We start from the raw sequence: 12,313 nt of genomic DNA on the forward strand, positions 1-12,313 counted from the left end.
GGTCAGGCGTGCCGATCAGCGATAGCCGACGACCTTCATCTCTCCGCCCTCGAAGGTGACTTCGCGGAAGGTGCCCGCGCTTTCGCCCGGCTCGACGAATTCGACGGCTGCCGCGCCGACATAGTCGACATCGCCGCCGCCATTGATGATCTCGATCGCCTTGGCCAGTTCGCCCGGCAGGATCTGCTCGCCCGGTTCGTTGGCGACATCCATGATCGCGCCCTTGTATTCGGCCGGATCGGACGAGCCCGCCTTGGCCATCGCCAGCATGATCAGCGCCGCCGCGTCATAGGCTTCGGCCGAGAAGGCGCCCGAACCGTCGTAGCCGGCCTCTTCGGCCATCTTCAGATAGGTCTCGCGGCCTTCGCCCTCGGCTGCGGGGTTCTGGCCGAAGCTGCCCTCGATCTCGTCGCCGAAATTGTCCGCCAGCGCCTGGCCGACCATGCCGTCGGGGAAGACGAAGGTGTCGAAGGCGCCGCTGTCCAGCGCGCCGCGCAGGATGCCCGAACCGCCCTGGTCGACATAGCCCACGACCGCCAGCGCATCGCCGCCCGCAGCCGCCAGTGCCGCGACCTCGGCCGAGTAGTCGGCCTTGCCGTCGTCATGCGCGCTGTTGACGGTGACGGTGCCGCCCTTCTGGGTGAAGGCGGCCTCGAACGCGTCGGCCAGGCCCTTGCCGTAATCGTTGTTGGTATAGGTGACGGCGACCGTCTCGATGCCCTTTTCCAGCACGATCTCGGCCATCACCTCGCCCTGGCGGGCGTCCGAGGGTGCGGTGCGGAAGAACAGGCCGTCATCCTCGATGTCGGTCAGCGCGGGCGAGGTGGCCGAGGGCGAGATCATGACGATGCCGTTGGCCTTGGCGACGTTCTCGAGGCTGGCGATCGTCTCGCCCGAGCACATGCCGCCGACGATGCCCTTCACGCCCTCGGCGGTGATCAGGCGTTCGACGGTCGCGGTGGCTGCGGCGGCGTCGATGCAGGTGCTGTCGCCCTGCACGGCGGTCACGGTCGAACCGTCGAGGAAGGCGCCGCTGTCGTTGATTTCCTTGATCGCCAGTTCGGCGCCCTGCGCCATGGCGGGCGACATCGATTCCAGCGGACCCGTGAAGCCGAGCGAGATGCCCAGCTTGATCTCTTCAGCGCCTGCGGCACCGGCCATCAGCGCGCCGGCGGCGGTCGCGAGAAGAATCTTCTTCATTTGGTTGTCTCCCAGTTGGAACATTGTCCTTGGGGCAGCCTAGAAGGGCGATTCTGAAAAAGAAAGCGTGATGTATCGTCGATCCTACTGACCTTTCGTCAGATTTCAGGATCGGGGGACCGCGGCCCGCAACGGGGCCGCGGTCTTGATCGTGGTTACAGGCCGGGACCTGCGCGGTCGCGCACGGGCTGATAGATCTGCTCGATGCGGGCGACGGCCTCTTGCGGGGACATCTCCTCGGATTCGCCGGTGCGGCGGCTGGTCAGTTCGACCTTGTTGTTCGCAAGCCCGCGCGGCCCGACCGTGATCCGCCAGGGCAAGCCGATCAGGTCCATGCTGGCGAATTTCGCGCCCGCACGGTCGTTGCGATCGTCATAGAGCGGCTCGAACCCCTTCGCGGTCAGCTCGGCATAGAGCGCGTCGCAGGCGCTGTCGGTCGAGGCGTCGCCCTGCTTGAGGTTAACGATGCCGACGTGGAAGGGCGTCACGCCTTCGGGCCAGATGATGCCGCGGTCGTCGTGATTGGCCTCGATGATGGCGCCCAGCAGGCGGGAAACGCCGATGCCGTGGCTGCCCATGTGGACGGGCACGCGCGCACCGTCGGGGCCGACGACCGTCGCGCCCATCGGTTCTGAATACTTGGTCCCGAAATAGAAGATCTGGCCGACCTCGATCCCGCGCGCGGTGCGGCGGCGATTTTCGGGGACCTCGGCGAAGATCGCCTCGTCATGGGTCTCGTCGGTGCGGGCATAGCGGCTGGTGAATTCCTCCAGCACGGCCTGGCATTCGGCATGATCGTCATAGTCGATCTGCCGGTCGCCGAAGGTCAGCTCGGTGATCTCGCTGTCATAGAAGACCTCGGATTCGCCGGTTTCGGCCAGGACCAGGAATTCATGCGTGTAATCGCCGCCGATCGGGCCGCCATCCGCGCGCATCGGGATCGCCTGCAGGCCCATCCGTTCATAGGTCCGCAGATAGCTGACGAGGTGACGGTTGTAGGCGTGCAGCGCGTCTTCCTTGGTCAGGTCGAAATTATAGCCGTCCTTCATCAGGAACTCGCGGCCACGCATCACGCCGAAGCGGGGGCGGATCTCGTCGCGGAACTTCCACTGGACGTGGTACAGCGTCAGCGGCAGGTCCTTGTAGCTGTTGACGTGGCTGCGGAAGATGTCGGTGATCATCTCCTCGTTCGTGGGGCCGTAGAGCAGGTCGCGCTTCTGGCGGTCCTTGATGCGCAGCATCTCCTCGCCGTAATCGTCATAGCGGCCGCTCTCGCGCCACAGGTCGGCCGATTGCAGCGTCGGCATCAGCATGGGGACGTGACCGGCGCGGATCTGTTCCTCGTGGACGATCTGCTCGATCCGGCGCAGGACCTTGAAGCCCATGGGCAGCCAGGAATAGATGCCCGCCGCCTGCTGCTTGATCATCCCCGCCCGCAGCATCAGCCGATGGCTGACGATCTGGGCCTCCTTGGGATCTTCCTTCAGCACGGGCAGGAAATAACGCGACAGACGCATTCGTGTAATCCTTCGATCAGCTTTGTCCCCGCGTTACCGGATCGGGCTGCCGATGCCAAGAACCAGCCGGTCATGCGGCTTGCAACCGGCGCTGCGGGGCGGCACATTCGCACCCGTGTTACCATGAGGCATCCGATGGGCGTTCCCGTTCGCAAGCAGATCATCTGGTGGGGGCTTGCCGCGGCGATCCTGCTGATTTCCATGTGGCTTCTGGGGCAGGCGATCCTGCCCTTCATGATCGGCGCGGGCGTGGCCTATCTTCTGGATCCCGTCGCCGACCGGCTGGAGCGGATGGGCCTGTCGCGCACGATGTCGGTCGTCGTCATCACCTTCGTCGTCGTGCTGGTCGCCGTGGCGCTGATCCTGCTGATCCTTCCGCTGCTGATCCGGCAGGCGACCGCGCTGATCCAGACCGCCCCCGAGATGCTGGGCCAGGGCCGCGCCTTCGTCGAGTCGCGCTTTCCCGGCATGATCCCGACCGATGCGGGCCTTCAGGAGACCCTGACCGAGCTTCAGGCCGCATTGGGCGAGCAGGCGGGCAACGTGGCCTCGAAGGTGCTCGGATCGGTGCGCGGCATCCTGGGGACCATCTCGATCCTGGTGATCGTGCCGGTGGTGTCCTTCTACCTGCTGCTGGACTGGGACCGCATGGTCGCGCGCATCGACGAGCTGCTGCCGCGCGAACATGCCGGCACGATCCGCCGCCTTGCATCGGAGATCGACGACGCGCTGTCGGGCTTCCTGCGCGGGCAGGCGACGGTGATCCTGATCCTGGGGACGTGGTACGCGCTGGCGCTGATGTTCGTGGGGCTGCCCTTCGGCTTCTTCATCGGGATCATGGCTGCGGTGCTGTCCTTCATCCCCTATGTGGGGGTACTGATCGGCGGCGTGACCGCCATCGGCGTCGCGCTGTTCAGCTTCTGGGGCGATCCGCTGTGGATCGGGGCCGTGGTCGCCATCTTCGCGGTCGGGCAGGTGGTCGAGGGGAACTATCTCCAGCCCAAGATCGTGGGCAGCCATGTCGGGCTGCATCCCGTCTGGCTGCTGCTGGCCCTGTCGGTCTTCGGTTCGCTGTTCGGCTTCGTGGGCCTCGTGATGGCGGTGCCGATGGCGGCGGCGGTCGGCGTCCTTGCGCGCTTCGCGATCGAACGCTACCGCGCCAGCGCGCTCTATACCGGGATCGGCGACGATGCCGTCACCCCCGAACCCCTGCTGGTCGAGATCGTGCCCCCCGGCACCTATCGCGAGGCGCTGCGGGTCGAGGTCGCGGAGGGCGATCCGGCGTGAATGCCGGGGCGCCGCATCGCCAGCTGACGCTGGACCTGACGACGCCGCCCGCCGAGGCGCGGGCCGATTTCCTGCCAGCCCCCGCCAACCAGGACGCGCTGCGCGTCCTTGACCACCCGCATCTGTGGCCCGGTGGCCGCATGCTGCTGATCGGTCCCGAGGGCGCGGGGAAATCGCACATGGCCGCCTTCTGGGCCGCCGAGAACGGCGCGCGCCGGATCGGCTGCGCCGCGCTGCGGACCGATGCCGCCGATGCGCTGGCCGTCGAACGCGGCGCCGTCGTGGTCGAGGATGCCGACCACGCGGGCCATGCCGCCGGCGCCGAGGAGGCGCTGTTCCACCTGTGGAACCTGTGCGGCGCGCGGGAATGCCTGCTTCTGCTGACCGCGCGGCTGGTGCCCCGCGACTGGGGACTTTCGCTGCCGGACCTGCAATCGCGCATGGATGCGATGCCGCAGGTGCGCCTTGGGCCACCGGACGAGGCGCTTCTGGCCGCCGTTCTGGTCAAGCTGTTCGCGGATCGCCAGCTGCAGGTCGCGGCCCCGCTGATCGACTGGCTGGTGCTGCACATGGATCGCGACCTCGGGCTTGCCCGCAGGCTGGTCGCCGCGATGGACCGCGCGGCGATGGCGCAGAAGACCCCGCCGACCCGTCGCCTCGCCTCTGATCTGCTGGACAAGCTGACGGGGCGCGGGGCATCTATGGACCCCGACGACCAGAGCCGTGGAACCGATGACCCAAGCTGACTTTCTTCGTTCGCCCTTTCCCGAACCCCACGAGATGCCGGGCGGGGTGCCCGAGGGACCGGCGCGGTTCTTCAACCGCGAACTCAGCTGGCTCAGCTTCAACTGGCGGGTCCTGGACGAGGCCCGCAACCCGCGCGTGCCGCTGCTGGAACGCCTGCGCTTCGTGTCGATCAGCGCGACGAACCTCGACGAGTTCTATACCGTCCGCGTGGCGGGTCTGCGCGAACTGGTCCGCGAAGGCAGCACCTCGCCCTCCGAGGACGGGCTGACCGCGTCCGAGCAGCTGTCGCTGATCAATGCCGATGCGCGCCGCCTGATGGCCGCGCAGCAGGGCGTCTGGAACCGCCTCCGCCGCGAAATGGAGCAGGCCGGCATCGTCATCCTGTCGCGCCAGCGCCTGACCGTCGCCGAGGAGACCTTCCTTCACACCTATTTCCAGGAAAAGGTCTTTCCCGTCCTGTCGCCCTTGGCCATCGACCCGGCGCACCCGTTCCCCTTCATCCCGAATGCCGGTTTCTCGCTGGCGCTGGAACTGGCACGGCAGACCGACGGGCGGCAGATGCAGGCGCTGCTGCCGATCCCCGCGCAGCTTCCGCGCTTCGTCCCGCTGCCGGGCGGCCAGCGGTTCCTCAAGCTGGAAGACCTGCTGCTGATGCATCTGAGCAGCCTGTTCCCCGGCTATCGCGATGTTGGGCATTGCAGCTTCCGCGTGCTGCGCGACAGCGATCTCGAGGTCGAGGAAGAGGCCGAGGATCTGGTCCGCGAGTTCGAGACCGCGCTGAAGCGTCGCCGCCGCGGCAGCGTCATCCGCCTGAAGATCACGGCCGGAGCGCCCGACCGCCTGCGCCGCCTGATCATGGACGAGCTGGAGGTCGGCCACGAGGAGGTCATCGAGGTCGAGGGCCTTCTGGGCATGGCCGATCTGAAGGAACTGGTTCTGGACCACCGGCGCGAACTGATGTGGCCCGGCTTCACCCCGCGTGTGCCCGAACGGGTGCAGGACCATGACGGCGACATGTTCGCGGCGATCCGTCACAAGGACATGCTGCTGCATCACCCCTACGAGACCTTCGACATGGTGGTCCGCTTCCTTGCGCAGGCGGCCCGCGATCCCGATGTGCTGGCGATCAAGCAGACCCTGTATCGCACCAGCCGCGACAGTCCCATCGTCGACGCGCTGTGCGAGGCCGCCGAGGCCGGCAAGTCCGTCACCGCGCTGGTCGAACTGAAGGCCCGCTTCGACGAGGCCGCGAACATCCGCCAGTCGCGCCGGCTGGAGCGTTCGGGCGCGCATGTCGTCTACGGCTTCGTGAACTACAAGACCCACGCCAAGATCAGCACGGTCGTCCGGCGCGAGGGCGACGCGCTGGTCACCTATACCCATTACGGGACCGGCAACTATCACCCGATCACGGCGCGGATCTATACCGACATGTCGCTGTTCACCTGCGATGCTGCGCTTGGGCGGGACGCGACGAAGGTCTTCAACTATCTCTCGGGCTATGTTCAGCCCGAGGGGCTGGAGAACCTGGCGATCGCGCCCATCGACATGAAGTCCTATCTGATCTCGATGATCCGGCAAGAGGCCGAATATGCCCGCCAGGGTCGGCCCGCCGCGATCTGGGCCAAGATGAATTCGCTGATCGAGGGCGAGGTGATCGACGCGCTGTACGAGGCCGGCAAGGCGGGCGTCAAGATCAGCCTGGTGATCCGCGGCATCTGCGGAATAAGACCCGGTATCAAGGGCTTGTCCGAGAATATTCGCGTGAAGTCGATCGTCGGCAGATACCTTGAACACAGCCGCATCGTCTGCTTCGGCGCGGGCCACGGGCTACCCTCGCCCAAGGGGCGGGTCTTCATCAGTTCGGCCGACTGGATGGACCGCAACCTCAACCGCCGCGTCGAGACGCTGGTCGAATGCATGAACGATACCGTCAAGGCCCAGATCGTGAACCAGGTGATGGCCGCGAACATGGCCGACGAGGCCCAGAGCTGGATCCTGCAACCCGATGGCCGCTTCCTGCGCTTCCTGCCCGAGGGGCGAGAGGATCTGTTCAACTGCCACCGCTTCTTCATGGAGAACCCGTCGCTGTCCGGGCGCGGGACGGCGGGGGCTGCGGATGTCCCGGAATTGACGCATGGTGCGGATTGACCTCTGCCCCGGCAGCGGGCAGGACCATCAGGACGACGAAACAAGAGGCGCAAGATGAACGGCGTGCGAACCTCCGGCGGTCGAAAGATCGACCCTTTCGGCCCGAAATTCCGCAAGCTGCCCAAGCGGGCGCTGAGGCGGGTGGGCGTGGTCGATGTCGGCTCGAACTCGGTCCGTTTCGTGGTCTTCGACGGCGCCGCGCGGTCGCCGGCCTATTTCTACAACGAGAAGGTCATGGCGGGCCTTGGCCAGGACATGGCCAGCACCGGCCGCCTGAACCCCAAGGGCGTCGAGCGCGCCTATGAGGCGCTGACGCGTTTCGCGTCGCTGGCCAGGTCGATGGGCGTCGAGAGCATGACCTGCGTCGCCACCGCCGCCATGCGGGAGGCCGAGGACGGCCCCGCCTTCCAGGCGCGGATCGAGAAGAAGCTGGGTCTGAAGATCTGGGTCATCGACGGCGAGGAAGAGGCCCGGCTCTCCGCTCAGGGCGTGCTGCTGGGCTGGCCCGACGCCAAGGGCCTGGTCTGCGATATCGGCGGCAACTCGATGGAGCTGGCCGAGGTGTCGCAGGGCCGCATCGGTCGTCGCGTGACCTCGCAGCTGGGGCCGTTCCGCCTGCAGCAGATCGCGGACGAGGCGCTGTCCGATCATATCGACGGCATCCTTGCGCAACTGGCCGACCACATGGGCACGGATCACCGCAGGCTGTACCTGGTCGGCGGGTCGTGGCGTGCCATCGCGCGGCTGGACATGGAGCGGACGGGCTATCCCATGACCGTCCTTCACGAATATCGCATGACCCCCGACGCCGCGAGGGAAACGATCGACTGGATCGGCAAGTCCGACCTGCAGGACCTGCGCTCGCGCACCGGGATCTCGTCCTCGCGGATGGAGCTGGTGCCGCTGGCCTCGCGCGTGCTGGGCCGGATGATCGACCGTTTCCAGCCCGAGGAACTGGACATCAGCAGCTATGGCATCCGCGAGGGGCTGCTGTACGAGCACATGTCCACGACGCTGCGCAAGCGCGACCCGCTGATCGAGGCCGCCCGCTTTACCGAGAAGCAGATGGCGCGGATGCCGGGTTTCGGCAAGAAGCTGTATCACTTCCTTCTGCCCTTGTTCCCCGACATCACGCCCGAACGCGACCGGCTGATGCAGGCCGCCTGCCTGTTGCACGACACTGCCTGGCGGACGCATCCCGATTACCGCGCTGAGGCATGCTTCGACAACGTGACCCGCGCGAACATGGCCGCGCTCAGCCACCCTGAACGCGTCTACCTGGGGTTGGCGCTGCTGCACCGCTACAAGAACAGCCGCGCGAAATCGCGCTTTGCCCCGCTGTTCGACCTTCTCCCCGAGGATGAGATCAAGGCCGCCGAGATCACCGGCAAGGCCATGCGCTTTGGCGCGATGTTCGCGACCGACGACCCCGCCGAGGCCGGGCGCCTGACCCTGAAGCCCGACAACCGGTTGGAACTGAAGCTGACCCCGGCCGGGCGCGCGCTGATGGGCGAGGTCGCTCATTCGCGCTTCCAGTCGATGTGCAAGTCGATGGGGGTCGAGGGCAGCGTGATCTGATCCGCACCCACCGTTCCAGACAAGGGCCGTCCCTTCAGGGGCGGCCTTTTGCATGCGCGCCGGGCGGGGCCTTGCGCAAAAGAAAGGGGGCGCCCCGAAGGACGCCCCCGAACCTGCCGGTTGGCAAGGCGGATGATTACATCATGCCGCCCATGCCACCCATGCCGCCCATGCCACCCATGTCGGGTGCGCCGCCCTGGCCCTTCGGCTCGGGCTTCTCGGCGATCATGGCTTCGGTGGTGATCAGCAGACCGGCGACCGATGCTGCGTCTTCCAGCGCGGTGCGGACGACCTTTGCGGGGTCGATGACGCCGAACTTGAACATGTCGCCATATTCTTCGGTCTGCGCGTTGAAGCCGAAGGCCTTGTCGGTCGATTCACGGACCTTGCCGGCAACGACGGCGCCGTCGACACCTGCGTTCTCGGCGATCTGGCGCATCGGTGCTTCCAGTGCGCGGCGAACGATCGCGACGCCCGCATCCTGGTCGCTGTTGATGCCGGTGACGCCTTCCAGGGCCTTGCCGCCCTGAACCAGTGCGACACCGCCGCCGACCACGACGCCTTCCTGAACGGCCGCGCGGGTCGCGTTCAGTGCGTCATCGACGCGGTCCTTGCGTTCCTTGACTTCGATCTCGCTCATGCCGCCGACGCGGATGACTGCGACGCCGCCTGCCAGCTTGGCAACGCGTTCCTGGAGCTTCTCCTTGTCATAGTCCGAGGAGGTTTCCTCGATCTGCTGACGGATCTGGCTGACGCGGGCTTCGATCTCGGCCTTCTCACCAGCACCGTCGACGATGGTGGTGTTGTCCTTGTTGATCGTGACCTTCTTGGCCGTGCCCAGCATGTCGATGGTCACGTTTTCCAGCTTCATGCCCAGGTCTTCGCTGATGACCTGACCGCCGGTCAGGATCGCGATGTCCTGCAGCATGGCCTTGCGGCGATCGCCGAAGCCCGGTGCCTTGACGGCTGCGATCTTCAGGCCGCCGCGCAGCTTGTTGACGACCAGCGTGGCCAGGGCTTCGCCCTCGACGTCCTCGCCGATGATCAGCAGCGGCTTCTGCGACTGGATCACCGATTCCAGCAGCGGAACCATCGGCTGCAGCGACGACAGCTTCTTCTCGTGCAGCAGGATGTAGGCGTCTTCCAGTTCAGCGACCATCTTGTCGGGGTTGGTCACGAAGTAGGGCGACAGGTAGCCGCGGTCGAACTGCATGCCTTCGACGACTTCGACTTCGGTCTCCATGCCCTTGTTTTCTTCGACGGTGATCACACCCTCGTTTCCAACTTTCTGCATGGCGTCAGCGATCTGACGACCGATCGAGGCTTCGCCGTTGGCCGAGATGGTGCCGACCTGAGCGACTTCGTCGGTGTCGTTGACCGGGCGCGAGGCTGCCTTGATCGCTTCGACGACCTTGGCGGTTGCCAGGTCGATGCCGCGCTTCAGGTCCATCGGGTTCATGCCGGCGGCAACCGCCTTCATGCCTTCCTTGACGATGGCCTGGGCCAGGACCGTCGCGGTGGTCGTGCCGTCGCCGGCTTCGTCATTGGTGCGCGAAGCGACTTCGCGGACCATCTGGGCGCCCATGTTCTCGAACTTGTCGGACAGTTCGATTTCCTTGGCGACCGAGACACCGTCCTTCGTGATGCGCGGTGCGCCGAAGGATTTGTCGATTACGACGTTGCGGCCCTTGGGGCCGAGGGTCACCTTGACGGCATCCGCGAGGATGTTGACGCCTTTCAGCATCCGGTCGCGGGCGTCGGTGTTGAACTTGACTTCTTTCGCAGCCATTTGATTCTCCTGAAATTAGATTGGAAGGTTCGGCGATCGGGCGATCAGCTGATGATGCCCAGGATGTCGCCTTCCTTCATGATCAGCAGATCCTCGCCATCGACCGAAACCTCGGTGCCCGACCATTTGCCGAACAGGACGCGGTCGCCTGCCTTGACCGAAGGTGCGATCAGCTCGCCCGAATCCTTGCGTGCGCCTTCGCCGACCGAGACGACTTCGCCTTCTGCGGGCTTTTCCTTGGCGCTGTCGGGGATGATCAGGCCGCCCTTGGTCTTCTCGTCGGATTCGACGCGACGGACCAGCACGCGGTCTTGCAGCGGTTTGAATGCCATTTGAACACTCCGATCTTTCAGGTTGCAGTGTTGTTGCTGTTGGCACTCACTGGCTGCGAGTGCCAATGACGTTGATCTAGGAAAGGCTCACCAGACTGTCAACGGTATTCTGATGGCTTTTCCGCCCCGCCACTGGAAGCCGCCGACCGGTTGTGACAGCCTGCGCGAAACCGCCTGTCGAAGAAGGCCCGCACCCATGCGCAAATCCCTGATTGCCCTTGTCATCAGCCTGTTCGGGGCAGGGGCGTCCCATGCCGCATCGGGCTGCGAGGGGCGCAACCTGTTCGCCGATCTGACCCCCTCCGAGGCGCAGGAGCTGGAGGCCGCGACCGCCAAGATTCCCTATCGTCGGGGCATCCTGTGGCAGGCGCGTCGGGGCGATCAGCACATCACGCTGGTCGGCACCTATCACTTCGACGATCCCCGCCATCGTGCCACGCTGGACCGCATCCTGCCGCGCATCGAAGATGCCGCTGCGCTCTATGTCGAGGCTGGCCCCCAGGAAGAGGCCCGCCTGACCGACGCGCTGCGCAGCGACCCGACGCTGATGGTCGATACCGACGGGCCGACCCTGCCGGAGCGCCTGACCCCCGACGAATGGCAGGCCCTGTCGGCGGCGATGGAGGATCGCGGGACGCCCGCGGTCGTCGCCTCGCGGATGCGGCCCTGGTATGCGGCGATGATCCTGGGCGTCTCACCCTGCATGATCCGCTCGATGGGGGGCGGAGAGGTCGAGGGTCTGGACCGCCAGCTGGTCGAAGGCGCCGAGGCCCGCGGCGTGCCCGTCCGCGCGCTTGAACCCTGGGACACGATCTTCGACATCTTCGACGGGCTCAGCCCCAAGGACGAGATCGACATGATCCGCGCCGCGCTTCCCTCGGCCACGCTGGCCGACGATTACGCGGTGACCCTGGCGGACGCCTATTTCGCGGGCGATGTCTGGAAGATCTGGGAGTTCGGTCGCCTCGAAGCCCTGCGCAACGAGGCCCTGCCGCGACCCGAGATCGAACGCCAGATGCAGCTTGCCCAGACCCGCCTGATGGACAACCGGAACCGCGCCTGGATCGATCCGCTGGTCGAGGGGGCCGAGGATGCCGCGCGCGACGGCAAGGGGATCGTCGCAGGCTTTGGCGCGCTGCACCTGCCGGGAAAGAACGGCGTGCTTGCGCTTCTGGCCCGCGAAGGCTTCTCGGTCACGCCGCTGGACGGCTGAGGGTTACTGCCCGTTCAGCACCCCGAGCGCCTGCACCTGGCCGCGCTTGTTGTACATGATGCGGCTGTCCTTGATCTCGGTGATGGTGCCGCCGTTGATCTTGTCGCCGATGCGCAGCGTGATGACGCGCCCGTTCGACAGCCGCACCAGCGCGCGGCTTGCGCGGCCCGCGCCGATGGTCCCGATGATCTGCGTGCTGTTCAGCCGGATCCCGTCCTTGACGGTGGCGGAGGCCGCCGCATTGCCCACCGCGCTTTGGGGGACGGCGGCGACGACATCGGGTTCCTCGTCGACCTCGGCGGGGCGATAGCGCTGGTTGCGTGCTGCTGCGGCCTGCGCTTCGGCTTCGGCTTGGGCGCGGGCGCGGGCCTCGGCCTGCGCACGGGCCTGCGCCTCGGCAGCGGCGTCGGCGGCTGCCTGGCGGCGGGCGCGTTCCTCGGCCTGCGCCTGCAATTCGGCATCGGCGCGGCGCTGTTCCTCCTGCGCGGCCTGCGCCTCG

Annotated in this window: 9 protein-coding genes and 1 pseudogene; 5 read left to right on the forward strand and 5 right to left on the reverse strand. The window is 66.3% G+C overall.

What is annotated here, in order from left to right:
- Window positions 1-15: 15 nt before the first annotated feature.
- Window positions 16-1,200: an ABC transporter substrate-binding protein gene (locus tag QMZ16_RS15190; RefSeq protein WP_282603856.1), complete on the reverse strand. Its 1,185-nt coding sequence runs from the start codon at window positions 1,198-1,200 to the stop codon at window positions 16-18.
- A 155-nt stretch (window positions 1,201-1,355) separates the two neighbouring features.
- On the reverse strand, window positions 1,356-2,717 hold the full coding sequence (gene proS / locus QMZ16_RS15195) for a proline--tRNA ligase (RefSeq protein WP_282603857.1): 1,362 nt from the start codon (window positions 2,715-2,717) through the stop codon (window positions 1,356-1,358).
- Between the two features lie 135 nt (window positions 2,718-2,852).
- Between proS and QMZ16_RS15200 the strand changes: the two genes are divergently transcribed.
- Genes QMZ16_RS15200 through QMZ16_RS15215 form a run of 4 tightly spaced genes read left to right on the forward strand, consistent with a single transcriptional unit; the run spans window position 2,853 to window position 8,480 of the window.
- The gene (locus QMZ16_RS15200; RefSeq protein WP_022706714.1) at window positions 2,853-4,004 is read left to right on the forward strand and encodes an AI-2E family transporter; all 1,152 of its coding nucleotides are present in this window, start codon (window positions 2,853-2,855) and stop codon (window positions 4,002-4,004) included.
- Window positions 4,001-4,750, forward strand: a complete 750-nt coding sequence (locus QMZ16_RS15205) for a chromosomal replication initiator DnaA (protein WP_282603858.1) — start codon at window positions 4,001-4,003, stop codon at window positions 4,748-4,750. The genes QMZ16_RS15200 and QMZ16_RS15205 overlap by 4 nt, the downstream gene beginning before the upstream one ends.
- On the forward strand, window positions 4,737-6,902 hold the full coding sequence (locus QMZ16_RS15210; protein WP_022706712.1) for an RNA degradosome polyphosphate kinase: 2,166 nt from the start codon (window positions 4,737-4,739) through the stop codon (window positions 6,900-6,902). Before QMZ16_RS15205 ends, QMZ16_RS15210 begins: the two co-directional genes overlap by 14 nt.
- Before the next feature lie 54 nt (window positions 6,903-6,956).
- A complete protein-coding gene (locus tag QMZ16_RS15215) occupies window positions 6,957-8,480 on the forward strand; it encodes a Ppx/GppA family phosphatase (protein WP_282603859.1) in 1,524 nt (507 codons plus the stop codon).
- A 136-nt stretch (window positions 8,481-8,616) separates the two neighbouring features.
- On the opposite strand, the gene groL is transcribed toward QMZ16_RS15215, so the two are convergent.
- Window positions 8,617-10,269: a chaperonin GroEL gene (gene groL, locus QMZ16_RS15220; protein ID WP_282603860.1), complete on the reverse strand. Its 1,653-nt coding sequence runs from the start codon at window positions 10,267-10,269 to the stop codon at window positions 8,617-8,619.
- 44 nt (window positions 10,270-10,313) lie between these two features.
- Complete coding sequence (locus tag QMZ16_RS15225; RefSeq protein WP_022706709.1) at window positions 10,314-10,601, reverse strand: co-chaperone GroES; 288 nt, start codon at window positions 10,599-10,601, stop codon at window positions 10,314-10,316.
- Window positions 10,602-10,797: 196 nt separating this feature from the next.
- Between QMZ16_RS15225 and QMZ16_RS15230 the strand changes: the two genes are divergently transcribed.
- Window positions 10,798-11,814: a TraB/GumN family protein gene (locus QMZ16_RS15230; protein WP_282603861.1), complete on the forward strand. Its 1,017-nt coding sequence runs from the start codon at window positions 10,798-10,800 to the stop codon at window positions 11,812-11,814.
- 3 nt (window positions 11,815-11,817) lie between these two features.
- Here QMZ16_RS15230 and QMZ16_RS15235 read toward each other — a convergent pair.
- A pseudogene (locus QMZ16_RS15235) lies at window positions 11,818-12,313 on the reverse strand (hypothetical protein); the annotation flags it as partial.

The sequence above is a fragment of the Paracoccus sp. PARArs4 genome (assembly GCF_947311865.1).
Taxonomy (GTDB): domain Bacteria; phylum Pseudomonadota; class Alphaproteobacteria; order Rhodobacterales; family Rhodobacteraceae; genus Paracoccus; species Paracoccus zeaxanthinifaciens.